At 64.9% G+C, this 24,949-nt stretch carries 26 protein-coding genes and 1 pseudogene; 16 read left to right on the forward strand and 11 right to left on the reverse strand.

Annotation, left to right across the window (positions count from 1 at the left end; all coding sequences use genetic code 11):
- Positions 1-97: 97 nt before the first annotated feature.
- A complete protein-coding gene (locus V1293_RS30030) occupies positions 98-874 on the reverse strand; it encodes a protein phosphatase CheZ (RefSeq protein ID WP_334514612.1) in 777 nt (258 codons plus the stop codon).
- Between the two features lie 308 nt (positions 875-1,182).
- Here V1293_RS30030 and V1293_RS30035 point away from each other — a divergent pair, with 308 nt between their 5' ends.
- Complete coding sequence (locus tag V1293_RS30035; protein ID WP_334514614.1) at positions 1,183-1,971, forward strand: L,D-transpeptidase; 789 nt, start codon at positions 1,183-1,185, stop codon at positions 1,969-1,971.
- Between the two features lie 214 nt (positions 1,972-2,185).
- On the opposite strand, the gene V1293_RS30040 is transcribed toward V1293_RS30035, so the two are convergent.
- The 6 genes from V1293_RS30040 to V1293_RS30065 form a co-directional block, all read right to left on the reverse strand.
- Positions 2,186-3,016, reverse strand: a complete 831-nt coding sequence (locus tag V1293_RS30040) for a DUF2076 domain-containing protein (RefSeq protein WP_334514616.1) — start codon at positions 3,014-3,016, stop codon at positions 2,186-2,188.
- A gap of 129 nt (positions 3,017-3,145) precedes the next feature.
- Positions 3,146-3,988, reverse strand: coding sequence for a ChbG/HpnK family deacetylase (locus V1293_RS30045; protein ID WP_334514618.1), 843 nt, complete (start codon positions 3,986-3,988; stop codon positions 3,146-3,148).
- Entirely contained in the window at positions 3,985-5,031 is a 1,047-nt protein-coding gene (locus V1293_RS30050; RefSeq protein ID WP_334514619.1) for a glycosyltransferase family 2 protein, read from the reverse strand. Before V1293_RS30050 ends, V1293_RS30045 begins: the two co-directional genes overlap by 4 nt.
- Before the next feature lie 75 nt (positions 5,032-5,106).
- A complete protein-coding gene (gene hisG, locus V1293_RS30055) occupies positions 5,107-6,084 on the reverse strand; it encodes an ATP phosphoribosyltransferase (RefSeq protein WP_334514622.1) in 978 nt (325 codons plus the stop codon).
- A complete protein-coding gene (locus V1293_RS30060) occupies positions 6,081-7,259 on the reverse strand; it encodes an ATP phosphoribosyltransferase regulatory subunit (protein WP_334514626.1) in 1,179 nt (392 codons plus the stop codon). The genes hisG and V1293_RS30060 overlap by 4 nt, the downstream gene beginning before the upstream one ends.
- A 149-nt stretch (positions 7,260-7,408) precedes the next feature.
- Positions 7,409-8,176 (reverse strand): 16S rRNA (uracil(1498)-N(3))-methyltransferase, encoded by a 768-nt coding sequence (locus V1293_RS30065; RefSeq protein ID WP_334514627.1) that lies wholly within the window; start codon positions 8,174-8,176, stop codon positions 7,409-7,411.
- Positions 8,177-8,379: 203 nt separating this feature from the next.
- Here V1293_RS30065 and V1293_RS30070 point away from each other — a divergent pair, with 203 nt between their 5' ends.
- Positions 8,380-9,036 carry a hypothetical protein gene (locus V1293_RS30070; RefSeq protein ID WP_334514629.1) on the forward strand — a complete coding sequence of 219 codons (657 nt, stop codon included), beginning with the start codon at positions 8,380-8,382 and terminating at the stop codon, positions 9,034-9,036.
- 10 nt (positions 9,037-9,046) lie between these two features.
- On the forward strand, positions 9,047-9,979 hold the full coding sequence (gene ubiA / locus V1293_RS30075; RefSeq protein ID WP_334514630.1) for a 4-hydroxybenzoate octaprenyltransferase: 933 nt from the start codon (positions 9,047-9,049) through the stop codon (positions 9,977-9,979).
- A gap of 189 nt (positions 9,980-10,168) precedes the next feature.
- Here the strand turns inward: ubiA and V1293_RS30080 are convergent, their stop codons facing one another.
- The gene (locus V1293_RS30080; protein WP_334514633.1) at positions 10,169-10,696 is read right to left on the reverse strand and encodes a DUF6101 family protein; all 528 of its coding nucleotides are present in this window, start codon (positions 10,694-10,696) and stop codon (positions 10,169-10,171) included.
- Between the two features lie 287 nt (positions 10,697-10,983).
- Here V1293_RS30080 and V1293_RS30085 point away from each other — a divergent pair, with 287 nt between their 5' ends.
- From V1293_RS30085 to lpxK, 6 genes are all read left to right on the forward strand, one after another.
- Positions 10,984-12,384 (forward strand): TldD/PmbA family protein, encoded by a 1,401-nt coding sequence (locus tag V1293_RS30085; RefSeq protein ID WP_334514635.1) that lies wholly within the window; start codon positions 10,984-10,986, stop codon positions 12,382-12,384.
- A complete protein-coding gene (locus V1293_RS30090) occupies positions 12,371-13,180 on the forward strand; it encodes an inositol monophosphatase family protein (RefSeq protein WP_334514638.1) in 810 nt (269 codons plus the stop codon). The genes V1293_RS30085 and V1293_RS30090 overlap by 14 nt, the downstream gene beginning before the upstream one ends.
- Before the next feature lie 93 nt (positions 13,181-13,273).
- Positions 13,274-13,522 (forward strand): DUF4170 domain-containing protein, encoded by a 249-nt coding sequence (locus V1293_RS30095; protein WP_334514639.1) that lies wholly within the window; start codon positions 13,274-13,276, stop codon positions 13,520-13,522.
- 12 nt (positions 13,523-13,534) lie between these two features.
- Entirely contained in the window at positions 13,535-14,248 is a 714-nt protein-coding gene (locus V1293_RS30100) for a lysophospholipid acyltransferase family protein (RefSeq protein ID WP_334514641.1), read from the forward strand.
- Positions 14,211-15,545 (forward strand): 3-deoxy-D-manno-octulosonic acid transferase, encoded by a 1,335-nt coding sequence (locus tag V1293_RS30105; RefSeq protein WP_334514643.1) that lies wholly within the window; start codon positions 14,211-14,213, stop codon positions 15,543-15,545. Before V1293_RS30100 ends, V1293_RS30105 begins: the two co-directional genes overlap by 38 nt.
- Positions 15,538-16,557, forward strand: coding sequence for a tetraacyldisaccharide 4'-kinase (gene lpxK / locus V1293_RS30110; RefSeq protein WP_334514645.1), 1,020 nt, complete (start codon positions 15,538-15,540; stop codon positions 16,555-16,557). The genes V1293_RS30105 and lpxK overlap by 8 nt, the downstream gene beginning before the upstream one ends.
- On the opposite strand, the gene V1293_RS30115 is transcribed toward lpxK, so the two are convergent.
- The gene (locus V1293_RS30115; protein WP_028351490.1) at positions 16,554-16,781 is read right to left on the reverse strand and encodes a DUF2093 domain-containing protein; all 228 of its coding nucleotides are present in this window, start codon (positions 16,779-16,781) and stop codon (positions 16,554-16,556) included. The two genes, lpxK and V1293_RS30115, sit on opposite strands and share 4 nt — an antisense overlap.
- A 187-nt stretch (positions 16,782-16,968) precedes the next feature.
- Between V1293_RS30115 and V1293_RS30120 the strand changes: the two genes are divergently transcribed.
- Positions 16,969-17,802 (forward strand): dienelactone hydrolase family protein, encoded by an 834-nt coding sequence (locus V1293_RS30120; RefSeq protein WP_334514648.1) that lies wholly within the window; start codon positions 16,969-16,971, stop codon positions 17,800-17,802.
- Between the two features lie 111 nt (positions 17,803-17,913).
- On the opposite strand, the gene xseA is transcribed toward V1293_RS30120, so the two are convergent.
- A complete protein-coding gene (gene xseA, locus V1293_RS30125) occupies positions 17,914-19,536 on the reverse strand; it encodes an exodeoxyribonuclease VII large subunit (RefSeq protein WP_334514650.1) in 1,623 nt (540 codons plus the stop codon).
- A gap of 237 nt (positions 19,537-19,773) precedes the next feature.
- Here xseA and V1293_RS30130 point away from each other — a divergent pair, with 237 nt between their 5' ends.
- From V1293_RS30130 to purD, 6 genes and pseudogenes are all read left to right on the forward strand, one after another.
- Entirely contained in the window at positions 19,774-20,667 is an 894-nt protein-coding gene (locus V1293_RS30130; protein ID WP_334516975.1) for an alpha/beta hydrolase, read from the forward strand.
- 10 nt (positions 20,668-20,677) lie between these two features.
- The gene (locus tag V1293_RS30135; protein WP_334514652.1) at positions 20,678-21,226 is read left to right on the forward strand and encodes a hypothetical protein; all 549 of its coding nucleotides are present in this window, start codon (positions 20,678-20,680) and stop codon (positions 21,224-21,226) included.
- A gap of 5 nt (positions 21,227-21,231) precedes the next feature.
- Positions 21,232-21,534 carry a winged helix-turn-helix domain-containing protein gene (locus tag V1293_RS30140; RefSeq protein ID WP_334514654.1) on the forward strand — a complete coding sequence of 101 codons (303 nt, stop codon included), beginning with the start codon at positions 21,232-21,234 and terminating at the stop codon, positions 21,532-21,534.
- 24 nt (positions 21,535-21,558) lie between these two features.
- Positions 21,559-22,107: a DUF6622 family protein gene (locus V1293_RS30145; protein WP_442894301.1), complete on the forward strand. Its 549-nt coding sequence runs from the start codon at positions 21,559-21,561 to the stop codon at positions 22,105-22,107.
- A pseudogene (locus tag V1293_RS30150) lies at positions 22,050-22,190 on the forward strand (transcriptional regulator); the annotation flags it as partial. The gene V1293_RS30145 and the pseudogene V1293_RS30150, both read left to right, overlap by 58 nt.
- A gap of 108 nt (positions 22,191-22,298) precedes the next feature.
- Positions 22,299-23,582: a phosphoribosylamine--glycine ligase gene (purD, locus tag V1293_RS30155; protein ID WP_334514656.1), complete on the forward strand. Its 1,284-nt coding sequence runs from the start codon at positions 22,299-22,301 to the stop codon at positions 23,580-23,582.
- A gap of 127 nt (positions 23,583-23,709) precedes the next feature.
- Here purD and V1293_RS30160 read toward each other — a convergent pair whose 3' ends face one another.
- Positions 23,710-24,942, reverse strand: a complete 1,233-nt coding sequence (locus V1293_RS30160; protein WP_334514658.1) for an acyl-CoA dehydrogenase family protein — start codon at positions 24,940-24,942, stop codon at positions 23,710-23,712.
- Positions 24,943-24,949: the final 7 nt, after the last annotated feature.

Below are 24,949 nucleotides of genomic sequence, written 5' to 3' on the forward strand. Positions count from 1 at the left end.
CACAAGGCGGACGATGACAGTGGAGGACGGGCGACCCAAACAAAAAAACGCCGGCGTCTTGCCGGCGTTTCTGTTTATTCTGCGTTAACCAGTTCGATCAATCGAACAGGGCGTCGATGTCGTTCTGCGAGGCGTGACCGTCGTCGCCGTCCAGCTTCGGGCCGTTCAGCAGCTTGGCGTCGCCTTCGCGGGTATCGACGATCGGCGGGGCGTGCGCCTTGATGGCGTCGACGCCGCCCCAGATGTCCATCATCGCATTGATGTGCTGCTCGATGAACTTCATCGTGCTCATCACCTTGCTGATGCGCTGGCCCGTCAAGTCCTGGAAATTGCAGGCCTCGAAGATCGCGACGACGCGTTCCTGGATTTCCTCGCTGAGCAGCTTTTGCTGGTCGGGCGAGATGTTCTTGGACAATGCGGTGGCGGCCTGGTCGATCGCCTCGACGGCCTCGAGAATCTGCTGGGTGGCCTGTTCGGTGCCGCCGACGACGGCGCCGAGCTCGCCATTGACCTTGGCCATTTCCTGGCCGTCAAAGCTCTTGCCGTGCAGCGTGGCGATTTCGCGCTTGGTACGGTTGATGGCGTCGTGAATAAGGTCAAGCTCGACCTTGAGCTTCGCGCACTGCTCGATCTGGGCGCGATAGGTTTCCAGCAACGCGTGCGATTCGGCAATCTCGCGCGTGATCTCCGACTGCTCGGTCGAAGCGGCGGGGGTGTGGCCGAAGCCCGCCATCTGTACGCGGATCGCGCGCAACTCGGCCATGATCTCACGATGCATCGGACCGATCTCGCCGCCTTCGACGGCAGGCATGACAATTGGCGCGTCGCCCAGAAGGGCTTGTTCAATACGAAAACGTTTGCGATTGACCGACATGAGTTTTTCCCACCCCTTCACTTCCGTGTGTGTTCTAAACCGATGCGATTTAACGTGAGGTTCACGCCGGAACAGGTCGTGACAGCGGTTTGCCCGCGGCCGCACACCAACGATTAACCATGAGGGGGCGGCGTTCATGCAAAATAAACGCTACCTGACAAATCCGCGCGCGATCGCCGAAATGGTGAATCGAAACGGCTGATACGTTTACCAAACCGATTAGGTTTTGATTTGTATTGATCGCATGCAACGGCGTTCGTCGCGCCGTTGCCGCGAACCCGCAATGACGAACAGTACAGAGTACGTCGATGTCCGGAAAAATCTCCCTTGCGCTCCTCGCGAGCGCGTCTTGCCTTTGCTTCGCCAGTGAGGCCAGTGCGATCGACGCCTCGCAGATAACCGAACCCGCCGTGGTCTACGCCGGCCAGCCGGCGCCGGTGCGCATGGCTTCTGCCGAACGCTCCAACATGGGCGGCGGCTTCATCGAATTCCTGTTCGGCGATGCGCCGCAGGGCGGGCGCTATCAGCAACAGCCGGCCTATCAGCCGCAGCCCGATTACGGCTATGGCGGGCGGCGCGCGTTGCTGCCGCCGATGGATCCGCAGTCGATGCGCCGGGAGGAGGAGATGGCCGACCCCGCGCAGCATCCGCTCGATCCGAAATACGAAAAGCAGGTGGTCGAGTATCACGGCAAGGAAAGCCCGGGCACCATCGTGATCGACACCCCGAACAAGTTCCTGTTCCTGGTGCAGGGTGACGGCAAGGCGCTGCGCTACGGCGTCGGCGTCGGCCGGCCCGGCTTCACCTGGTCGGGCGTCAAGACCGTCTCCGCCAAGAAGGAATGGCCGGCCTGGACGCCGCCGCCGGAAATGCTGGCGCGTCGCCCCGATCTGCCGAGGTACATGGAAGGCGGCCCGCAAAATCCGCTCGGCGCGCGGGCGATGTATCTGGGTTCGTCGCTCTATCGCATCCACGGCTCCAACGAGCCCTGGACCATCGGCACCAACGTGTCGTCCGGCTGCATCCGGATGCGCAATGAAGACGTCATCGATCTCTACGGCCGCGTCGGCGTCGGCGCCAGGGTTGTGGTGATTTGATTTTTCCAGGATGGTCACGAAAACGGTGTCGTCCCTGCGAACGCAGGGACCCATAACCACCGATCTACGTCGCTGAAGAAGGTCGTCGACCAACGCGCTCTACAACTACGGCCGCGGAGTATGGGTCCCCTGCGTTCGCAGGGATGACGGCAAGGTGGAATCAAAACGGCCGCCCGATGAGGCGGCCGTTTGTCTTTTTCAACTCAGACGCCACTCATGCGTAATCGCTGCCGCCATCGCCATCGTCGCCGTCGAAGTCGTCGGAATCGTGGTCCGTGTCGTCATCATCATCCTGCGAGGCCTGATCGAAGAATCCCTGCCGCGAGCCGGAATCGTTATCGTTGTTGTCGGCGCGCCGGCTCGACGAACCGATGTCGTTGATCCCGGCATCGCGCGCCAGATCGCCGCCGGACTGGTCGCCCCACGGCCTGCGGTCTTCGACACCGCCGCTACGGCCTGCCGTGTCGCCGAACGCCTGGTGGTTGCCGCCGCCGCCCATCATCGAGCGGATGCTGCCGGCCAATAGCGATCCGCCGACCACGCCGGCCGCGGCTGCCGCCGCCGTTCCGAGGAACGAGCCGCCACCGCCGAACGCAGGCGGCTGTTGCTGCGCGCCGCCATAAGGCTGGCCGTAGGCCGGCTGCCCATATTGTCCGGGCGGCTGGCTCTGCTGTAGCACCTGTCCGGTGTTCCAGGTCGGACGTCCGCTGCCGGCCATGTCAGGCGCGCGAACGTTGGGCACGGAGCCTTGGTTTTGGCCATGCTGCTGGTTCTGCCCGAAGATCGCGTCACGCATCGAATCGAGGAAGCCGCCGGATTGATTTTGCTGACCCGCCGCCGCTTCCAATTCCTGGATGCGCATGTCGGCGCGCTTCAGCGCTTCGTCCTGCACCAGCGCGGTTTGCACCAGCGCATAGACCGCATTGGGCGCGTTGCGCAGGCCCTGCATAATCGCTGACATCGCGTCCGCATCGCGCGGGGCGTTCTCCAGCTTGGTGAGGCGGTCGAAAAGATCGTCAATCAGTTGGCGTTCTTGCGGTGTCATGGCCCTCTCCCTCGCGTCACATCGTCGTCAACGCGCGGGCAAGATGTAGGGCGGGCTTTGTGTCGCAAATAGTGGGTGGCCGAATTAAATTTTGGTATGCGACAAAACGCCGGGATTTGCCGAGTCTTATCAGCTCAATGTAACTTTATTCGCCGCCAGCAATGCCGGGAATCGATCGCTTGCGAGATACGCATGTTCCGCCTCGCGCTGGGTGGTGAGGGGGTCGAGACCCCTGAGCGTTTCGTCGACGAATCCAGGGTGGCACATCACCAGCCCGCCATCCGGCAATTCGGCAAGGAACTCATCCATCAGCACGGCGAAATCGGGTTCTTTCGAAAAATCATAGGCGCCGGCGAAGGCGGGATTGAACGCGATGCCGGCACGGGCGGCGCGCTTGCGGAATTGCGCGCTGAGGACGTCGAGCACCAGCGCCTTCGGCGCGCCGAGCAGCCCGGCCGGCGGCTTGCGGCGTCCGCCCTGGCGGACCCAGGCGGCGGGCGCGGCTTCCTTCACCGCGCGCAGGAAGGCGTCGCGCACCTGCGGAAACAGTTGCGCATGCTGGTGGCCGTCGACGAAATCGGGCGCGCGGCCGAACAGCTCCTTGAACGCCGCGAGCTGGGCCAAAACTTCGTCTTCGATCATTTCAGGGTCGAGCCGCCGCAGCAGGCCCGCGCGCAAGAGGTTCGGAAACGGTAGGAACAAGCCGCCATTGAGCGGCCGGAAGTGCATTGTCAGCGGACGAAACGGCGCGGTCAGCGTCGCGTGCAGCCCGATCGCGCAGCGCGGGCTGTTCGCTGCTGTGTCCTGCAACGCGGCTACCTCGGCGCGGCCGATCGCTGCGCCGACCACCATCACCGAGGTGGCGTTGAGGCGGCCGCGCGAGATCAAATCGCGGATGGCGCGGTTGACGCCATCGGCCAGCCCGTAATCGTCGGCGCATAGCCAGATGCGGCGCAGCGCAGCGTCGTTCATTCGGCGGCGGTCCGCTCAGCGGCGCTCGCCGTCGTCTCGCCATCGGCGCGTTTTTCGGAATGCTCGGCGACGAAGTAGATCGGACGCGCTTTCAGCTCGGAGAGGATCTTGCCGATATATTCGCCGACGATGCCGATCATGATGAGCTGCACGCCGCCGATCGTCATCAGGCCGATCACCAGCGAGGGATAGCCGGGGACCTGCTTGCCGGTGGTCCAGACCTCCCAGAGAATAGTCAGGCCGAACAGGAAGGCGCCGACGGCAAGCAGCACGCCGAACAGGCTCGCAAAGCGCAGCGGCGCCACCGAGAACGACGTCAATCCCTCGATGGACAGTCCCACCAGCCGGCCCGGGCTGAAAGTCGTGACGCCGTGCGCGCGCGGCGCCGGCTCGTAATCGACGCGGATTTGGCGGAAGCCGATCCAGCTCGCCAGTCCCTTGAAGAAGCGGTTGCGTTCGGGAAGTTGCCGCAGGGCTGCTGCGGCGCGCGGCGACAGCAGGCGGAAATCGCCAGCGTCCTCGGGGATCTTCTGCCGCGCGCCCCAGTTGATCAGCGCGTAGAAGCCGTGCACCGCCTGGCGGCGCAGGAACGATTCATTGTGGCGGTGTGCCTTTGCCGTATAGACGACGTCGTAGCCGTCATCGATCCAATGCGCGACCAGTTTTTCGACCAGGCTCGGTGGGTGCTGGCCGTCGCCGTCCATGAACAGCACCGCGCCGCGGCGGGCATGGTCGAGCCCCGCCATCAGGGCGGCTTCCTTGCCGAAATTGCGCGACAGCGACACCACCTGGACGTCGAGCGCATCAGCCGCAAGGCCGCGCGCAATCGCAAGCGTGGTATCGGCGCTGCCGTCGTCGACATAGACAACTTCGCTGGCGAGGCCGTAGCGCGCCTTGAGCGACCGGGCGAGGCCGATCAGCCGCTCGTGCAGCAGAGCGAGCCCCGCCGCCTCGTTGTACAGCGGCACAACGATCGACAGGCCTTGCGCCGCGGCGCTGGCCGTGGTCGTCGACAGGCGGGAAACGTCAGAGCCGAGCGTCATCGATCAGGTCCCAGATCATCCAACCGTATATGTTATCTGCTGCCACCTGTCGCAACGATGAACGAAACGGCAGGTTTATTGCCGCAAGAACGCCTCGAGCCTGGCAAATAACGGGTTTTCCCGGTCGAGCACATAGTCGAGCGAGGCGATCGACACCGTGTCGGCGCCGTGCTCGCGCAGAAAACTGCCGAGCGCGTAAAGCTGCATCGGTGGGCAGTGCAGCGTAATCATGCCCGACGAGGTCGGCCCGCCGAACGGCGCCACCACGCCAAAACGGTTATGCGCTTCCGCCAGCAGCGCATCGTTGCAGCCGGCGAAGCGTGTTCGCACCTCACGGTATTTGCTGGCGCGGGCGCGGGCAGCAATGTGGTCGAGGATGACGCGCGCCGTCTCGCGGGCATCAGTCGACCAGTCGGCATCGCGGGACGCCACGAGGTTGGCCTGGCTGCGCAGGATTACGCCGTCGTCCAGCACCTTGAGGCCATTGGCGGCAAGGGTGGCGCCTGTCGTGGTGATGTCGACGATCATTTCGGCGGTGCCGACGGCCGGTGCGCCCTCGGTGGCGCCGGCGCTCTCGACGATGCGGTAATCGACCACGCCGTGGGCGGCGAAGAAGTTGCGCGTCAAATTGATGTATTTGGTCGCGACCCGCATCCGCCGGTTATGCTTGGCGCGGAAGCCGGTGGTGACGTCGTCGAGATCGGCCATGGTGCGGACGTCGATCCAGGCCTGCGGCACCGCGACCACGACATTGGCGCTGCCGAAGCCGAGGCTGTCGATCAACAGCACGCGCTTGTCGGCATCGGGAATGCTTTCGCGCAACAGATCCTCGCCGGTGACGCCGAGATGCACCATGCCGCGTGAGAGCTGGAAAGCGATCTCGCTCGCGGAGAGATAGGCGATCTCGACATTGTCGAGGCCCGTGATGGTGCCGCGATAGTCGCGCGCGCCGCGCGGCTTCGCCAGCGAGAGCCCTGCGCGCGTGAAAAACGCCTCCGCGTTTTCCTGCAGGCGGCCCTTGGAGGGAACGGCGAGAACGAAGGGAGCGGTCATGCGGCGCTCCCTTGCGAGACGGGTTTTCCGAGTTGCGTCAGCGCCTCGATCCACACCGAGAAGCCGACCGCCGGGATTGGCGTGGGCGAACCGAGCTGCGTCATCAGGCCATCATAGCGTCCGCCCGCCACCAGCGGCTCGACGCCGTTGCCCCTGCCATTTCCCTTGGCGTGCAGCTCGAATTCGAAGCCGGTGTAGTAATCGAGCCCGCGGCCGAACGAGGTGGAAAACCGCGTCAGCTTGGTGTCGATGCCGCGCGCGGCCATGAAGCCGACGCGGCTTTCGAGCTGATCGATGGCGGCTGCGAGATCGAGCTTGGCCTCAGTGGCGAGCGCACGCAGTTGCGCGACCGATTCATCCGGGTCGCCCGATATCGCGAGGAAGCGCTTGATGATGGCAAGCGCGTCGCGCGGCAGCGCGCCGCCCTTCAGCGTCGATTGTTCAAGGAAGCGGTCGGCGATTTCGGCCACGGTGCGACCGCCGACATTGGTGGTGCCGGCGATCGACATCAGGTCGGTGACCAGCGCCAGCGCCGCCTTGCGGTCGGAGCCGGCGAGCGCCGCCAGCACGCCCTCATATTCGTTGCGGCCGGGCGCGGTGGCGAGCGTCAGCCGCTCGATGTCCTCGGTGAGGCTGACCTTGCGGTTGAAATCCTTGATCAGCCGCCGCCGCCACACCGGATAGAGATTGAGCGCGTCGATCAGCGCGGTGAAAAGCGCGACGTCGCCGGTGCGGATTTCGACGTCCTTCAATCCGAAGGCGGTGGTGGCTTCCAATGCCAGCGCCAGCATTTCCGCATCCGCCGCGGCGCGGTCCTGCCGGCCGAAGGATTCGATGCCGGCCTGCAGGAATTCGCTCGGCTGGCCGCCGTGATAGCGAAACACCGGCCCGAGATAGCTGAAACCTGCGGGCTGGCCGGCGCGCTCGGAGGCGAGATAGTCGCGCGCCACCGGAATGGTGAGGTCGGGGCGCAGGCACAGCTCCTCGCCGGAGGCGTCGGTGGTCAGGTAAAGGCTCTTGCGGATGTCCTCGCCGGAGAGGTCGAGGAACGGCTCCGCCGGCTGCAGGATGCCGGGGTGGGCCTGCACGTAGCCGCCTTGTGCAAACGACAACAGCAGCGCATCCGCCCAGGCGGCGGATCCGGCAGCACCTCTGATAGCGGCGGTCGCGGTCATTTCACGTCCAAATACCGGGAAAACCGGGTTCCAAGGGTTTTCGGGTTCCCCGGGGTTCCGGGGGGCCTCGTTGGCGGAGGCCTTAGCATGGCCGGGGCGGCGTTTCGACAGGCATTGGCCAACTGAATTAATGGGCGGTGGCTTAACGATTAGTCTTCCGTTGGCTGGCCCGGCTCCCGCCAGTCGCCCAGCGCGGCCTGCACCAGCGCCAGCGCGGCGACGCCTGCGGTATCCGCGCGCAGGATGCGGGGGCCCAAGGACAGCCGCAGCGTCCTGGGCTGCCGCAGCAGCAGCGCGCGTTCCTCTTCGGCGAATCCGCCTTCCGGTCCGATCAGGACGTCGATCCCCTCGGCTGCGGTTAGCCCCTGTTGCAGCGCCCCGATTGGATTGCCGATATCGGCCGCCTCGTCGCAGAACACCAGCAGGCGGCTGGTTTCACGCTTGTCGAGATAGCGGTCCAGCGCAACCGGCTCGGCAACCTCAGCCAAGGTCAGGATGCCGCATTGTTCGGCGGCCTCGATCACATTGGCGCGCATCCGCTCGCTGTTGACGCGCGAGACCTGGGTGTGCCGCGTCAGCACCGGCTGCAGCCTTGAGGCTCCCATCTCGACCGCCTTCTGCACCATGTAGTCGAGGCGAGCGTGCTTCAGCGGCGCAAAGACATAGGCAATATCGGGCAGGCGATCCTGCGGCCGCGTCCGCGCGACGATCGTCAGGCCGTCGGGCCGCTTGCGGCCCTCGATCTGCGCCTGCCATTCGCCGTCGCGGCCGTTGAACACCAGGATCGATTCACCGGCGGAGAGCCGCAGCACATTGCCCAGGTAATTGCTCTGGTTGCGCTCCAGCGCGACCTTTTCGCCCGGCCCCAGGGGAGCGTCGACGAACAGGCGAGGGGCGCGAAAATCGAGGTCAGGCATGGTAATGTTCCGTTTCCGGGCGCTTTTAGCCTAAAGCGCTAGAATCCGGAGGCTATTTTTGGCTTTCCAGCGGCCATGCGCCGTGCTGCTGCCCCAATCCACGGGTTGTTAAGCGTCGGCAGGAATCGTAAAAATGCCCGTTGCAAATCTGCTTCGTTTGGAAGACGCCCGGGCTGCCTGACCTCGCCGGAGAACCACCCTTGATGATCCGCCGCCTGATTGTGCCGCTGACCGCTGCCGTCGTGACCGTTCACGCGGGCCACGTCTTTGCGCAAGGCGCGTTTCCGGCGCCATTGCCCAACCAGAGCGCGGCACCCGCAAATGCTTCGCCGTTTCCGCCGGTGAATGGCGCTGCGCCGTCGGCCTCGGTCGGTGCCCCGTCGCCGTTCCCATCACAAGGTTCCGCCCCGGTGTCCAGCGGATTCAGTGGGCCGCCGCCTCAGGCCAGCGGTGGGGCAGACGGCTGCATGAAAGGTTTCGTTCCCCTGCGCGAGGAGGCCGAGAAGCGCGGCAAGCTGATCAAGGCCGCGAGCGACCGCAAGGCGCCGCCGGACGAGGCCTGCAAGCTGATAAAAAATTTCGGCCAGGCCGAAATGAAGATGATCGCATATGTCCAGACCAATTCGGCCAAATGCGGAATCCCGCCGCAGATCGCCGACCAGCTCAAGAACGGCCACAAGAACACCGAGAAGATGCAGAATCAGGTCTGTGCCGTCGCGGAGCAGGCGCGGGCACGTGGGCCGGCCGGTCCGAGCCTGAGCGAGGTGCTTGGCTCTTCGGCGGCGCTGCCCGAGGCGCAAACCGTGAAGAAGGGCGGCAGCACCTTCGATACGCTGAACGGCAACGTTCTCCAGCGATGACCCCGGCCCGATGAGCGACGCGACCACCCGCGTTGCCGATGCCACCGGCAACTGGGTCGATACGCGCGCGCCGTCCTGGTCGCGGCCCTATCTGCGGCTCTCCCGTTTCGACCGTCCGATCGGCTCGTGGCTGTTGCTGATGCCGTGCTGGTGGTCGGCGGCGCTGGCCGCCGGCGTCGCGCGCGACGTCTCGCAATTGCCGCTCGTGATCGTGCTGTTCTTGATCGGCGCCTTCGTCATGCGCGGGGCGGGGTGCGCGTGGAACGACATTACCGACCGCGATCTCGACGCCCGCGTCGAGCGGACGCGGTCGCGGCCCTTGCCGGCCGGACAGATCAGCGTGGTGCAGGCGTTTGCCTTCCTGGTCCTGCAGGCGCTGATCGGCTTGGCGGTGCTGCTGCAGTTCAACCGCTTCGCGATCATGACCGGCATCGCCTCGCTCGTCATCGTCGCGGTCTATCCCTTCATGAAGCGCATCACCTGGTGGCCGCAGGTCGTGCTGGGGCTGGCGTTCTCATGGGGCGCGCTGATGGGATTTGCCGTCACGCTCGGGCGGATCGATCTTACCGCGCTCGCGCTCTATGCCGGCTCGATCGCCTGGGTGATCGGCTACGACACGATCTACGCCCACCAGGACGCCGAGGACGACGCGCTGATCGGCATCAAGTCCACCGCACGCCTGTTCGGCGCACGCACCCATCGCGCGCTCGCGGTGTTTTATTCGCTTGCGGTGGTCTTGATCGGCGTGGCGCTGGTGCTGGGCGGCGCGCGCTGGCCGGCATGGATCGGGTTGATCGCGTTCGCCGCGCATCTCGCCTGGCAGATCAGGCGGCTGGACATCAGCGATCCCGCGCTATGCCGGCGCCTGTTCTATTCCAACCGCGATGCAGGGCTGCTGCTGTTCGCCGGATTGCTGGTTGATGCAGTGATGCGCGCGGGATGACGACGGAGCGTAGCCCGGAGAATGCTGTCGCACATTCAGCTGTCATCACCCGCCTTGTGCGCAATTGCGCACTGGGGCGGGTGATCCAGTATTCCAGAGACGTCAACGATTGAACCGAGAAGCCGCAGCGTGCTGGATGCCTCGCCTTCGCGGGGCATGACGACCGTTGTGCGGCGAGGCTTCAGGCCCTTAATCCCGCGCGATGATCTCGCGCTCGTCCCGGTGAACGGTGTCGGTATTGACCAGGTTACCGCCCCGGCGGCGGACCAGAAATTTCGGGCGGCGGGCGCGGATCGCGTTGTGACGGCGGCGGCGGGCGGCCGGTTCGCTGTGGTCATCTTCCGCCAATAGCGGCAGCGCGAAGATGTCGCTCCACATCTGCCAGGCGGTGGCGATCTCGTCGTGGTCGGAGCTCACGCACAAGGGAATGTTCAGCGAGGGATCGCGATGCGCCAGCACCAGCATCTGTGCGTCGTCGTCGAGACCGCGCAACGCGACGCCGAGAAAGTCGCTGACGCGGACGTTGATTGCCATCCGCATGCCCTTGACGGCACGGTGCAGCACCACGCGTTCGCGATGAAGTTCGATTTTTCGCACGCCGCCGTCTGCGCGGGTGTCGTGCGCATGGAAGCTGAGCGGCAGAGAAAGGGGGTCGAGCCGCAGTGCGCGGCTCGACCCGGCGGGATTGATCCCGCTTATTGCTGTTTGACGCCTCACGGCTCTCATCTCCCCGCCGGGATTATGTTCCCGGTCGATACGTGAGACCTTAGCCGAGCGATTTCCGTTTCGCCTTAAAAAGCCTGGTTAAGGAGAGGTCACCTGCCCTGGATCTCCTCGCATGATTGACAAGACCTTGGCACGCATGATTGACGAGACCTTGCACCAAAGCCGAAAATGTTTGGTATTCGGTGGCGCAAAATGCTTGAAATCCCTGTGAATCAGGCACATCTGGTGGGTCTGCCGATTTGCGCCCTAGCCCCCTTCAATTGTCAGGGATTTTGTTTGTGAACTCTTCACCATCCACCGCTTCGCCGCTTTCGCAGGCTTCCGCAACTTCCGACCTGTTCGACCAATCGGCGCTGTCGACGCTCGCGCAGCGACTGGTTGAGGCCGCCAAGCGCGCGGGCGCGGACGCCGCGGACGCGGTTGCAGTGCGCGGCGTCTCGCAAGGCGTCGAAGTTCGCGATGGCCGGGTTGAAGAGTCCGAGCGTTCCGAAGGCGATGACGTCGGATTGCGCGTATTGGTCGGACAACGCCAGGCCGTGGTCTCGACCAACGATATTTCCGGTGATGGCATCGGAAAGCTCGCCGAGCGGGCGGTCGCGATGGCCCGCGTCGCGCCCGACGACAAATATGTCGGTCTCGCCGATCCGTCGCTCCTGGCGCGCGAGTTCGCCGATCTCGATCTGCTCGACCGCGAAGTTCCCTCGACGGCCGAACTCGAACGCCGCGCCTGCGAGGCCGAAGCCGCGGGGCTTGCGGTCAAGGGCGTTACCAAATCAGGCGGCGCGTCCGCCTCGAGCGGCATCGGCGGCATGGTGCTGGTGACCTCGACGGGCTTCCACGGTTCCTACCTGCGCTCCAGCCACGGCGTCTCGATGACCGCGATATCGGGCGAAGGCACCGGCATGGAGCGCGATTACGATTTCACCTCGGCGCCGCACGCCTCCGACCTCGCTTCGCCCGAAAGCGTCGGCCGCAAGGCGGGCGAACGCACCGTGGCGCGGTCCAATCCGCGCAAGGTCGAAACCTGCAAGGTGCCGGTCGTGTACGATCCGCGGGTGTCGGCATCGCTGGTCGGCCATCTCGTCGGTGCCATCAACGGCGCCTCGATCGCGCGCAAGACCAGCTTTTTGAAAGACCGGATGGGCGAGCAACTGTTTTCGAAGAACATCCGCATCATCGACGATCCCTTGCGGGTGCGCGGCCTGCGGTCGCAGACCTTCGACGCCGAGGGCGTAAGAGTGAAGAAGCTCGCGCTCATCGACGAGGGGGTGTTGACCACCTGGCTGCTCGATTGCGCGACCGCGCGTGAACTCGGCTTGGTCACGACCGGGCATGCCCACCGCGGCGTCTCGTCCTCGCCGTCGCCGGGATCGTATAATCTGCACCTCGAGCCCGGCGAGATGACGCCGAAGCAGCTGATCTCCGACATCAAGCAGGGTTTTTACGTAACCGACCTGATCGGCTCCGGCGTCAACGGGGTGACCGGCGATTACAGCCGCGGCGCCTCCGGATTCTGGATCGAGAACGGCGAGATCACTTATCCCGTCAGCGAGGTTACGATCGCGGGTCACCTGCTGCCAATGTTCAAATCGCTCGTTGCCGCCAACGACCTGGAATTCCGCTACGGCGTCAACGCGCCGACGCTGCGCATCGAGGGGCTGACGCTTGGCGGACGCTGATATCGCCGACGTTGTCTGGGCGCGCGATGCCGCGCTGTTGCGGGACACCGTGCGCGAGGCCGGCGCGCTGGCCTTGTCGCTATTCCGCACCGAGCTGAAAAACTGGACCAAGGGCATCTCGTCGCCGGTCTCCGAGGCCGACATCGCCGTCAACGACCTCGTCGAGCGGCGGCTGCGCGCGGCGACGCCGGATTATGGCTGGCTGTCGGAAGAGAGCGTCGACGACGATTCCCGTCTCGGCAAGGAACTGGTCTGGATCGTCGACCCGATCGACGGCACCCGCGCCTATCTCGCCCATCGCGAAGACTGGTGCGTGAGCGTGGCGCTGGTCGCCGGCTCCTCGCCGGTGCTGGCGGCGGTGTTCGCTCCCGCCAGCGATGAATTCTTCTTCGCGGTCCGCGGCCAGGGCACCACGCGCAACGAAAGGCCGGTATCTGCGACGGCCGGCACGGAGCTCGATTTTTCCCGCATGGCCGGCCCGAAGCCGCTGGTGCAGCGGCTGAGTTCGTCACCGGATGAGATCACGCTGCATCCGCGGATCGGATCGCTGGCGCTTCGGCTGTGCCGGGTTGCCGACGGCAGCCTCGATGCCGCTTTTGCAGGCGGTCAGAGCCGCGACTGGGATCTTGCCGCGGCGAATTTGATCGTGCAGGAAGCGAATGGTAGAATGACTGCACTCTCGGGGGATGCGATTGAGTATAATCGCCGGGAGGTGGTGCACGGGGTGCTGGTGGCGGCGGGACAGGATCGACATGCGCGCATTGTCGAGCATTTCCGAAATCGTCCGCTGCCCTGAATCGGTCGAAATCCGTGCCACAATTCATCCCGTCCACGCCGCGATATCAGCTATCGCTCCTGCTTGCCGGGCATCTCGTTAGGAAAGACCATCATGTCAGATAGTGCCCCGCAGCAATTGCTGCACCTCGTCATCGGCGGCGAGCTGACCGATCTCGAACACACCACGTTCAAGGATCTCGACCAGGTCGATATCGTCGGCGTGTATCCCAATTACGCATCCGCACACGCGGCCTGGAAGGCGAAGGCGCAGCAGACCGTGGACAACGCCCACATGCGCTACTTCGTGGTTCACCTCCACCGGCTGCTCGATCCAGGTCAAGACACGAAGTCCTCCAGTTAAGAAGTCCTGCAGTTGAAACGGTTCCTCCGCGATTTGCTGCGCAGCAGCTGGGTTCAGCGCGCGCTGGGTGTGCTTGCGGCCGAATATCTGCGGCTGGTCTGGCTGACCAACCGCTTCAGCTACCACCCGGCCAAGGTTTATGAAATCGTCGAGCCGGAGATGCCGGCGATCTTCGCGTTCTGGCACGGCCAGCATTTCATGACGCCGTTCATCAAGACCAAGGAGAGCCACCGCGCCAAGGTCCTGATCTCGCGGCATCGCGACGGCGAATTCAACGCCATCGCCGCCGAGCGGCTCGGCATTGGAACCATCCGCGGCTCCGGCGATCACGGCGGCGCCTTTCACCGCAAGGGCGGCGTCGGCGCGTTCCGGGAGATGGTGCAGGCGCTTGAAGACAAGTGGAACGTCGCTACCACCGCCGACGTGCCGAAACGGGCGCGGGTCGTGGGGCTGGGCATTATCATGCTGGCGCGGGAGTCCGGGCGGCCGATCATGCCGTTTGCGATGGTGACCTCCAGGTTCATCCGGTTGAAGAACTGGGACTCTACCACCATCAATTTGCCATTCGGGCGCGGTGCCGTGGTAGGCATTGAACATGTCTACGTGCCCCCGGATGCCGATGCCGAGACTATGGAAAAGCTGCGTCTTCAGGTAGAATCTTATCTGAACGAAGCGACCCGTCGCGCCTATGCGGCGGTCGGGCGCCCGGAGGCCGCTCTTGGCTAATCCATTGCCGATGACGTTGCGCGTCTACCGGAAACTGTCGTCCGCGATGGTGCCGCTGTCGCCGGCGTTGATCAGCCGGCGGTTGAAACTCGGCAAGGAAGATCCCGCGCGCGTCGGCGAACGCCGCGGGCTGAGCGCCGATATCCGGCCTACCGGGCCGCTGGTGTGGATTCACGGCGCCAGCGTCGGCGAAGTGCTGGCGGCGGCGGCGCTGATCGAGCGGCTGCGGGCCTTGAACCTGCGCATCCTGCTGACCTCGGGCACGGTGACCTCGGCCGCGATCGTCGCCAAGCGCTTCCCCGCTGACGTCATCCATCAATACGTGCCGTATGATTCGCCGCGCTACGTGGCGCGGTTTCTCGATCACTGGCGGCCCTCGCTGGCGATGTTCATCGAGTCCGACCTGTGGCCGAACCTGATCCTGTCGAGCGCCGCGCGGCGGCTGCCGATGGTGCTGATCAACGGGCGGATGTCGCAGCGCTCGTTTCCGCGCTGGCGCCGGGTCGCAGGCACCATTTCGGCGCTGCTCGAAAAATTCGACGTCTGCCTGGCGCAGTCGCAGACCGATGCGGATCGCTTTGCCACGCTGGGCAGCCGCAACGTCGTGGTCACGGGAAACCTCAAGCTCGACGTTCCCGCCCCGCCGGCCGATGCCAACAAGCTGGATATGCTGATGTCGATGACGCGCGGCCGCCCGGTCGTGGTCGCAGCCTCGACGCATCCCGGCGAAGAAGAGATCCTGACGGAAACGCACCGGACGCTCGCCGGATTCTTCCCAAAGCTCCTGACCGTGATCGTGCCGCGGCATCCCGATCGCGGCGAGGCCATCGCGCGCATGATCGCAGCTTCCGGCCTCAATCCGACCCTGCGCTCGCACGAGGACTTGCCCACCGCCACGACCGATATCTATGTCGCCGACACCATGGGCGAACTGGGCTTGTTCTACCGGCTGGCGCCGATCGTGTTCATGGGTGGTTCGCTGGTCGAGCATGGCGGGCAGAATCCGATCGAGGCGATCAAGCTCGGCGCGTCGGTCATTCACGGCCCCCACGTCTTCAATTTCACCGATGTCTATGAAGCCCTCGATGCCGCCGGCGGCGCGCGGCGGGCCGATACGCAGGAAGCGCTGGTCAAGCAGTTCGGGCAGATGCTCGCCGATCCCAAGGCGCGCGAAGCCGTGCTGACCGCATCCGAGCGTGTGGTCGGCCAGCTCGGCGGCGCGCTGGAGCGCACGCTCTCCGCGCTCGAGCCGTATCTGCTGCAGTTGCGGATCGAGATGGGAGCCTCCAATGCGTGAGCCGGGCTTCTGGCACGGCCCGGCCTCGCTCAATTCGCATCTCCTGAAACCGCTCGCCGCACTGTATGGCGCCGTCGCCGCACAGCGCCTGAAACGCAAGGGATTGAATGCAGGCATTCCGGTGCTCTGCGTCGGCAATTATCACGTCGGCGGCGCCGGCAAGACGCCGACCGTGCTGGCGCTGGCGAAGCTGCTGCGCGAGCTCGGCGAGATGCCCGTCGTGCTCAGCCGCGGCTATGGCGGGAAGCTAGCCGGTCCGGTCGGGGTCGATCGCACCAGGCATACGGCGTCCGATATCGGCGACGAGCCCTTGATGCTGGCGGGCGCGCTGCCGGTCGTGGTGTCACGCAGGCGCGCGGACGGTGTGCCGCTGGCGCGCGCGCAAGGCGCGACCGTAATCCTGATGGACGACGGTTTTCAGAGCCCGGCGGTCGTCAAGGATGCGTCGTTGATCGTGATCGATAGCGAACGCGGATTAGGCAATGGACAGGTATTTCCCGCCGGCCCCCTGCGTGCGCCGTTGCGGCCGCAACTGGCGCGCACCGACGCGCTCATCATCGTCGGCAACGGCAATGCTGCCCAGTCGGTTGCGGCCGCGATCGCGGCGCAGGGCAAGCCGGTGTTGTCAGCGTATCTGAAGCCGGACGAGGCGCAGGTCGCGCAGCTTCGGGGCCGGCGCGTGCTGGCGTTTGCCGGCATCGGCGACCCCACGCGATTCTTCAACACGCTTCGCGCCAGCGGCATCGAAGTGGCCGGGCAGCGCGCCTTCGCCGATCACCATGCGTATTCGCAAGGCGAGATCGAAAGCCTGATCGCCGAGGCCAGACGCGATGGGCTTATCTTGGTGACGACGGAAAAGGATCTGGCGCGCTTGCGGCATGGCGAGAGCCTGCCGGATTGGGCGAGAGAGATCGTGCCGTTCGCGGTAACGCTCGAATTCGACGACGCGGCGCTGCTGCGCAAGTTCGTATCGGCGCGTCTGTTCAAGGCGCGCGAGCGGCAGGCCGGCTAACCCTGCGTCTTCAGCGCGCCGGGAAAGTGCCGCTGCAACACGGCGCCCGGGACCGAATAGGCTTCCTGCAGGTCGACGCTCCAGTACTTCAATTCGTCGAGCGGGATCCGCACGTCGGTGATGGCGCAGCGCACATAGGTTCCGGGCGAGATCACGCGGAAATCGCCATCCAGATATTGCACCTGCGCTTCGCCGTGGCCCGAGGGACCGAATTTATTGAGCACCGTCAAACTCTCCGATCGGCCGGCCCACGCGGGCTGGCCTTAAGTACATTTTCCAGATTCGATCTATCATAAATAGGTCGTACTGTCCGCCCCGGAAACTGACCTACTTGTGATGATTTTGTGCCCGCCTGCATGATAGCGTGAATTTTACCGTGCCCGCAGCGTCATACCGATCCGACAGAGACCGATGCGCCTGTTGTCAGCAACGCTATTCCTGACGCTCCTTGCTGCGGCCTGCACGGCCGGTGCCGCGCCGTTGCCGGCCCCGCGCCAGGTCGATATCCCGGCGAGCGGGCTGACCCTGCATGCCCAGCTCTACAAGCCTGAGGGGGACGGCCCGTTTCCCACCGTGATCGCACTGCATGGCTGCGGCGGATTGGGCGGGCAGTCCGAGCCGGTGCAGCCGCGCTACCGCGACTGGGCGGAGCAGCTGTTGAAGACCGGCCATGCGGTGCTGCTGCCGGACAGTTACGGTTCGCGCGAGTTCGGCCCGCAATGCCGCGTCAAGGAGCGTCGTGTGCTCGCCCGCCGCGAGCGGGTGGCCGATGTCAATGCGTCGCGGAAATGGCTGTTACAGCAGCCTTGGGCCGCGCGTGACCGGATCAGCCTGATTGGATGGGCGAACGGCGCCAGCGCCGTGCTGTGGGCGGTGCGCCCGCAATCTTCAGTGCGCGGTATCGAGCCGGATTTTCGCTCGGCTATCGCATTCTATCCGGATTGCCGGATCTCGTCCGGTCTCGGCTGGAGCACGCGGGTGCCGACGCTGCTGCTGATCGGCGCGCAGGACGACGTCAGTTCGCCAACGGCCTGCCGCCAGGTGGTGGAGGGGGCCCGCGGCCGCAGCGCGCTGGCGCAGATCGTGGTCTATCCCGGCGCATCCCACGATTTCGACCGCGCCAACCTTCCGCTGCGGGCGATCGCAGGCTCTGACGCCGCATTGCCTGAACGCGGGCATATCGGCACCGATGCGGACGCGCGCAAGGACGCGCAGCGGCGCGTCGCGGAGTGGCTGGCGCGCTGAGTTGAGTTCGTCATGGCCGGGCTTGTCCCGGCCATCCACGTATTGGTCGCCCTCAAGAAGGACGTGGATGCCCGGGACAAGCCCGGGCATGACGGCGAGAGGGTGAAATTCCTAAAACAGGCTGCCCTGATCAACCGGCTTCGCCACGCGCTTCGGCGCTGCCGGCTTTGCTTCGCGCGACGGAGTTGTTGGCGCGCTCTGGGGCGAAGGTGTCGCCTGCGGCCGATCTGCATCCGCGGTGGCGCCGACGCGGCCGTCGGCGAATTCGATCGACAGGTGCGCACTCGGTCCGACCGCGGCGGCGGCGTGCACCGCGTGCCCCTGTGCATCGCGCACCAGGGCAAAGCCGCGGGCGAGCACACCGCGATAGGACAGCGCCGACAACAATTGGCCGCTATGGGCGACGCGGGCGTCGAAACGCTGCAGAGCGGTCAGCAGCGCGCGGCGGGCGCGCTCGGCCAGCCGTTGCGCGCGCTCGCGATCACGCGCGATCGCATTGCGCTGGGCCTGGGCGTTGGAGAGCTTTGAGGCCTTCAGCCTGACCTCGAGCCCGGCAAAGCGGTCCCGCCGGTTGCGGAGCAGCGCGCGGGCGGACAGCCGGATGCGTTCGCCCGACACCGTGAGGCGGTGATTGGCTTGGGCAACCTGTCCGCGCAAGACCTTCAGCGTCAGGCCGGCGCTCAGATGCGAAAAGCGGCGGTGATGGGCGTGCGTATTGGCCTTCAATCCGCGGGGCAGGGCAGCGCCGAGATGATCCAGCCGCTGCCGGGGGATCGCCAGCAGTTCGCTTAAGCTTGGCAGCGCACGGGCGGCAGCGCGCAATTCGTTGCGGCGGCTCTCCTGGCCGCGCTGCCAGCACACCATCGTGCGCCGGGCGAGACTCTCGACCTCGGCGAACAACTCGCTGCGCACCGGGACCGCCATTTCGGCCGCCGCCGTCGGCGTCGGGGCGCGCTTGTCGGCGGCGAAATCGATCAGCGTGATATCGGTCTCGTGGCCGACGGCCGAGATCAACGGGATGATGCTGTCGGCGGCAGCGCGGACCACGATCTCCTCGTTGAACGACCACAGATCCTCCAGCGAGCCGCCGCCGCGCGCGACGATCAACAGATCCGGCCGCGGAATCTTTCCCGTCTCGGGCAGCGCATTGAAGCCGCGGATGGCCGCGGCCACCTGTTCGGCCGAGCCCTCGCCCTGCACCTTGACCGGCCACACCAGCACGTAGCGGGGGAAACGGTCCTGCAGCCGATGCAGGATGTCCCGGATCACGGCGCCGGTCGGCGAGGTGACGACGCCGATCACCTCCGGCAGCCAGGGCAGCAATTGCTTGCGCGCCTCGTCGAACAGCCCCTCTGCGGCGAGCTTCTTCTTGCGCTCCTCCATCAGCGCCATCAGCGCGCCAATGCCGGCGGGCTCCAGCGCCTCGATGACGATCTGGTATTTCGACGAGCCCGGATAGGTCGTGAGCTTGCCGGTGGCGATGACCTCGAGCCCTTCCTGCGGCTTGAACCGCATCCGGGCGTGGGCGAATTTCCAGATCACCGCCTCGATCTTGGCGCTCTCGTCCTTCAGCGCGAAATAGCAGTGGCCGGAGGAGTGCGGCCCGCGGAAGCCGGAGATTTCGCCGCGGACGCGGACATGCCCATAGGCGTCCTCCACCGTCCGTTTCAGGGCGGAGGACAGTTCCGAGACGGTGAATTCGGGCGCGTTGATCAGGTTTTCGGCAGCAGGCATCGGCAACTGATTCGGGTTTTTGGCTTAGCGCATCAACGTAGGGATTTCAGCCGTCAGCGCCAATCAAGCATTGCGCGGCTATATACTCTGTAATACAGAGTTCTCCATGAGATTGAGTCCTGCTAACCAGAGGTTTGCGCAATGACGGTCACCATAGTCTCAGGTGCCCTTAAGGCCGTTGTCTGGGCGCTTGCGGCGATCGGTTTGGCGACACTGGTGCTGGCGGGGTTGATCGCGGTGCCGGTATCCCGTCCGCCGGCCCTGGCGTTCATCTCAGATACCGTGCGCGCCGGTGACCGCGAGGGCATTCCGCCCTTGCTCTACTTTCAGGCACGGGACGGGTCGAATATTGCCTACCGGCATTATGCGCCGCCCGCGCCGATCGGCCGCGCGGCGGTGCTGATCCACGGCTCGTCAGGCTCGAGTCTCGCGGTACATCCGCTCGCGAAGATGCTCTCGGCCCGCGGCGTCGAGAGCTTCGTGCCTGATATTCGTGGGCACGGTGCGTCCGGCACGCGCGGCGATATCGGCTATATCGGCCAACTCGAAGACGACCTGGCGGACCTCGTCGATCACATCCGCGCTACCGGTTCGAAGGCACCGCTGACGCTGGTCGGCCATTCCTCCGGCGGTGGATTTGCACTGCGGGTGGCGGGTTCTCCGCTGCAGCAGCTTTTCACGCGCACTGTCCTGCTATCGCCATATCTCGGTAACAAGGCGTCGTCGAGCAGAGAAAACGCGGGTGGATGGGCAAGTCCGGATATGCCGCGAATCGTCGCTTTGTATGTTCTGCGTCGCATCGGCATCGAGTGCTGCAAGCAACTGCCGGTGATCGCGTTCGCGGTGCCCGCCAAGACGACCCGCATCCTCACCGCCGAATATTCTTTCCGGCTGCTGTCAAACTTCGGCGCACACCGTGACTATCGCGCCGATCTACAGGGTGCCAAAGGATCTCTCACGCTGATCGCCGGCGCCAATGAAGAACTGATGTTCGCAAACAAGTATGATGATGCGGTCAAGGGGACCGCTGCGAATATCGATGTCAAGATACTGGAGAGCGCCAATCACATGGATGTCGTTAGCACCGCGGCGGCCACATCCGTCATTGCTGACGATATCGCAAGCCGGTGAGGCCCGCATCATGATCGACAGCCATCAGGCGAGTTCCGCGCTTGCCGACATCACGGAAATCGGCCGCCGGGTGCGGCAGTCGCTGTTCTACCAGCGCGCCAGTTCGATGCTGATGCTGTGGGGCGCCGTGACCTTCATCGGCTATTCGCTGTCGTTCGGTGTACCATCGGCGGCTCGCTTGATATGGATCGCGGCCTTCATCGTCGGCATTGGCGGATCGGTCGCGGTCGGCGCCCTGACTAGGAAACGCGACGGTATCAACACGTTCGACGCCAGGAAGCTGGCGGCCTTCCTGGTATTCACTGCGTTCGGATGCATGTGGATCGTTGTCGGGCACTTCACCGGCCGCCAGATCGGTGCGTTCTGGACGACCTACTTCATGCTGCCGTATATCCTGGTGGGATTGTGGGTGGGCTGGGCCCTTGTCGCCATTGGATCAACCGTCATGACGTTGACGCTGATCGGATATTTTTTCTCCGGCGGCTGGTTCGATCTGTGGATGGCGCTGGTCAACGGCATCGGCCTTGTGATCGGCGGTTTCTGGATGCGCCGGAGCTAAGAGCGATGGCTGAGCTCGACGACATCATCCACCAGCCACTGCGGCTGCGGATCATGGCGGCGCTCATCGCGCTGCCGGATGCGCAGGGGCTTGACTTCACCCGGCTGAAGAAACTCACCGGTGCCACCGACGGCAATCTCGGCGCCCACATCGAAACGCTGGCGAAGGCAAGTTACGTCGCCGTGACGAAAGCCTTCGTTGGCAAGAAGCCGCAGACCACGGTGACCGCCACCGCCGCCGGGCGCGGCGCCTTCGCCCGCCACGTGGCAACGCTGCGCGAGATCATCGCGGCACACCCACCTGAATGAAACCGAGGAACCAGGGAGCCTGACTTGCGGACCGTCACTGCCATCATCATCAACACGCCACCATGGGTGTTCGCGCTGCTGGCCCTGCTAATATGGCAAGGATGCATGGCCCTGCGGCCAAGGTCGCTGCCGCTGCTGCGAATGCTGATCGTGCCCGCGGTGTTTTTCCTGATGGGCCTTTCCCGGCTGGCGCTGGGCGGAAAATCGATCGACTTGCTGTTGGTCTGGGTGGCCAGTGCGGCCGTGTTTGCGGCGTTGGCACTGTACACAGGGCCGCGGTCCGTGACGGTCGATAGCGAAACCGGCCGTATCCTGCGCCCCGGTAGCGCGGTTCCTTTGGTTCGCAACCTCACAGTCTTCGTGCTGCAATACGCCGTCGCGGTGGTGACGGCGATGAAACTGGAAGCCTATTGGGATGTGGTCACGACCGGTCAGGCGGTGTCAGGTGGCTGTGCCGGCTATTTCCTGGGCTGGACCATCGCGCTGCTGCGCAGTTATCGGGCGCGCATCGCTGCGCCGGCTACGTGGCGGTGGAAAAGGCCTTTGTCGGCAAGAAGCCACAGACCACGGTGACCGCGACCGCCGCCGGGCGGGGTGCTTTTGCCCGCCATGTCGCGATGCTGCAGGAAATCATCGCCGCCGCGGGCGGCAAATAGCGCCGAAACACCTCTGCACAACGGCTATTCTGCCAGTCGGTCCCCTTGCGGCGAGGGGGCGTTTTGTGCGACCGAAGCCGCATCTCATCCCCGCATCTGGCTCTTGTCATGAACATTCTTCTGCTCGGTTCCGGCGGCCGCGAACACGCTCTCGCATGGAAGATCGCCGCTTCCCCGCTGCTGACCAAGCTGTGGTGCGCGCCGGGCAATGCCGGGATCGCGCGGGAAGCCGAGTGCGTGGCGCTCGACATTGCCAATCATCCTGCGGTGATCGATTTCTGCCAGCGCAACGCTGTCGATCTGGTCGTGGTCGGCCCGGAGACGCCGCTCGCCGCCGGGATCGTCGACGACCTCGCGCAAGCCGGCATCAAGGCGTTCGGGCCAGGCAAGCAGGCGGCGCAGCTCGAGGGATCCAAGGGTTTCACCAAGGCGCTCTGCACCGAATTCAACATTCCGACCGGTGCGTATGGCCGCTTCACCACCGCTGACGATGCGCTGGCTTATGCGCGCGCGCAGGGCGCGCCAATCGTGGTCAAGGCCGATGGGCTGGCCGCCGGCAAGGGCGTCGTCGTCGCGAAGACTCTGGCCGAGGCCGAGGCGGCCATCGCCATGATGTTCGACGGCGCGTTCGGTTCGGCCGGCACTGAAGTCGTGATCGAGGAATTTCTGGCAGGCCGCGAGATCAGCTTCTTCGCGCTGTGCGACGGCGAAACCGCGATCCCGCTCGCCTCCGCGCAGGACCACAAGCGCGTGTTCGATCACGACGAGGGACCGAACACCGGCGGCATGGGCGCCTATTCGCCGACGCCGTTCGTGACGGCCGAAATTCACGACCAGATCATGGCGCGGATCATCCTGCCGACGGTTGCGGGCATGAAGGCGCGCGGCACGCCGTTTCGCGGCGTGCTTTATGCGGGTGTGATGCTGACGGAGCAGGGGCCGAAGCTTTTCGAATACAATGTCCGCTTCGGCGATCCCGAATGCCAGGTGCTGATGCTGCGGATGATGTCCGACATCGTGCCGGCGTTTCTGGCGTCCTGTGACGGAGAACTGAAACATTTCGACCTGCGCTGGTTTCCCGATCCGGCGCTGACGGTGGTGATGGCGGCGAAGGGGTATCCCGGCGACTACCAGAAGGGCACACGCATCGACGGCCTCGATGACGCCGCCGGAATCGAAGGCGTCGAAATCTTCCATGCCGGCACGGCGGCGAAGGACGGCGCCATTCTCGCCAATGGCGGGCGCGTGTTGAACGTCTGCGCGACGGGGAAGACGGTGCTGGAGGCGCAGCAGCGTGCCTATCAGGCCGTCGACCGCATCAAATGGTCTGATGGTTTCTGCCGCCGCGACATCGCTTGGCAGGCGGTGGAAGCGGAGAGGGCGAAGGGCTAGGCGCTCGCGCGCGCCGCGTTTTCCGCTCGTCATGCCCGGGCTTGACCCGGGCATCCATCATTCTTCGCAAGAGTTCTTCGAGGGATGGATTGCCGGGTCAAGCCCGGCAATGACACCTTTGATGCCGCTACAGCAAATCCCCGCCCACTGCGCTCGCCGTCGTGCCGTGCTCGCGGAACGCCTTGATGACGTTCTTGCCGATCTTCCACTTGTGCACCTCGTCCGGGCCGTCGACCAGCCGCTGCGCGCGCACCTGCGTGTACCATTTGGCCAACGGCGTATCCTGGCTGAAGCCGAGCGCGCCGTGGAGCTGGATCGCGGTGTCGATCACCTTGTGTACCATATGCGCATGGAAGATTTTTGCGATCGAGTTCTCCTGCCTGATATCGAGGCCCTTTTCCGCCTTGTAGGCGATGTGCAGCAGCATCAGGCGGCCGATGTAGAGTTGCTCGGCACAGTCCGCGAGCATGAACTGGACGGCTTGCCGGTCGGCGAGCAACTGGCCGAAGGTCGAACGCCTGGTGATGTGGGCGACGGCCATGTCGAGCGCGCGTTGCGCCTTGGCGACGTTGTGCATGCCATGGCGCAGGCGGCCATAGGCGAGACGGTGCTGGCCCATGGCAAAACCGTTGCCCTCGCCGCCGACCAGATTGTCGGCCGGCACTTTCAGGTCCCTGATCTCGATTTCGGAGTGGCCGCCGTGGATCACATCGTCATGCGGTCCCTCGATCGCCATGTTGGCGACATTGCGCTTGATCTTGTAGCCGGGGTTCGGCAGCTCGACGAGGAAGGTCGAGTACTGCTTGTGCCGCGGCGCGTTCGGATCGGTCTTGGCCATCACAAGCGCCATGTCAGCCACGCTGGCCGAGGACGAGAACCACTTCTCGCCGTTGAGGATGTAGTTCTCGTTGCCGTCCTTCACCGCCGTGGTCTGCATGCCGGTGGCGTCGGCGCCGGCGGCCTTTTCGGTCATCGAGAAGCAGATCCGCTTGTCGCCGTTGAGCAGGGGCTTGAGGAACTTCTCCTTCTGATATTCCGTGCCGTGGGCGAGGATCGTCATCATCGAGGCGTCGTCCGGCCCTTGCGTGTTCATCGACAGCGCGCCCAGCATGCTCTCGCCGAGCTCCATCTGCACCAGCGCGTTCGCCAGCGGACCGAGGCCCATGCCGCCATATTCCTTCGGCACCCATGGGCACCACAGGCCGCGCGCGCGGGCCTTGGCCCGCAGCGGACCGAGTACTTCGGCGAGCGGCTTGGTATCGAGTTCCTTCTCCGCGGGGATGCATTCGTCGTGCACCCATTGGCGGACTTTCTCGCGGATTGCCTTGGCCTCAGCCGGGATTTCGAAATCGATCGACATCGGTTTG

Origin of the sequence: Bradyrhizobium sp. AZCC 1693, assembly GCF_036924745.1 — a bacterium.
Lineage (GTDB): Bacteria > Pseudomonadota > Alphaproteobacteria > Rhizobiales > Xanthobacteraceae > Bradyrhizobium.

Excerpts from the sequence above, each read along its gene's own strand:
- V1293_RS30030 (WP_334514612.1), bottom strand. The coding sequence starts at position 874 with ATGTCGGTCAATCGCAAACGTTTTCGTATTGAACAAGCCCTTCTGGGC.
- purD (WP_334514656.1), top strand. The coding sequence starts at position 22,299 with ATGAACATTCTTCTGCTCGGTTCCGGCGGCCGCGAACACGCTCTCGCA.
- V1293_RS30105 (WP_334514643.1), top strand. The coding sequence starts at position 14,211 with ATGCGGCGGTCGGGCGCCCGGAGGCCGCTCTTGGCTAATCCATTGCCG.
- V1293_RS30095 (WP_334514639.1), top strand. The coding sequence starts at position 13,274 with ATGTCAGATAGTGCCCCGCAGCAATTGCTGCACCTCGTCATCGGCGGC.
- ubiA (WP_334514630.1), top strand. The coding sequence starts at position 9,047 with ATGAGCGACGCGACCACCCGCGTTGCCGATGCCACCGGCAACTGGGTC.
- V1293_RS30035 (WP_334514614.1), top strand. The coding sequence starts at position 1,183 with ATGTCCGGAAAAATCTCCCTTGCGCTCCTCGCGAGCGCGTCTTGCCTT.
- V1293_RS30045 (WP_334514618.1), bottom strand. The coding sequence starts at position 3,988 with ATGAACGACGCTGCGCTGCGCCGCATCTGGCTATGCGCCGACGATTAC.
- V1293_RS30040 (WP_334514616.1), bottom strand. The coding sequence starts at position 3,016 with ATGACACCGCAAGAACGCCAACTGATTGACGATCTTTTCGACCGCCTC.
- V1293_RS30140 (WP_334514654.1), top strand. The coding sequence starts at position 21,232 with ATGGCTGAGCTCGACGACATCATCCACCAGCCACTGCGGCTGCGGATC.
- V1293_RS30065 (WP_334514627.1), bottom strand. The coding sequence starts at position 8,176 with ATGCCTGACCTCGATTTTCGCGCCCCTCGCCTGTTCGTCGACGCTCCC.
- V1293_RS30135 (WP_334514652.1), top strand. The coding sequence starts at position 20,678 with ATGATCGACAGCCATCAGGCGAGTTCCGCGCTTGCCGACATCACGGAA.
- V1293_RS30050 (WP_334514619.1), bottom strand. The coding sequence starts at position 5,031 with ATGACGCTCGGCTCTGACGTTTCCCGCCTGTCGACGACCACGGCCAGC.
- V1293_RS30070 (WP_334514629.1), top strand. The coding sequence starts at position 8,380 with ATGATCCGCCGCCTGATTGTGCCGCTGACCGCTGCCGTCGTGACCGTT.
- V1293_RS30120 (WP_334514648.1), top strand. The coding sequence starts at position 16,969 with ATGCGCCTGTTGTCAGCAACGCTATTCCTGACGCTCCTTGCTGCGGCC.
- V1293_RS30060 (WP_334514626.1), bottom strand. The coding sequence starts at position 7,259 with ATGACCGCGACCGCCGCTATCAGAGGTGCTGCCGGATCCGCCGCCTGG.
- lpxK (WP_334514645.1), top strand. The coding sequence starts at position 15,538 with ATGCGTGAGCCGGGCTTCTGGCACGGCCCGGCCTCGCTCAATTCGCAT.
- V1293_RS30160 (WP_334514658.1), bottom strand. The coding sequence starts at position 24,942 with ATGTCGATCGATTTCGAAATCCCGGCTGAGGCCAAGGCAATCCGCGAG.
- hisG (WP_334514622.1), bottom strand. The coding sequence starts at position 6,084 with ATGACCGCTCCCTTCGTTCTCGCCGTTCCCTCCAAGGGCCGCCTGCAG.
- xseA (WP_334514650.1), bottom strand. The coding sequence starts at position 19,536 with ATGCCTGCTGCCGAAAACCTGATCAACGCGCCCGAATTCACCGTCTCG.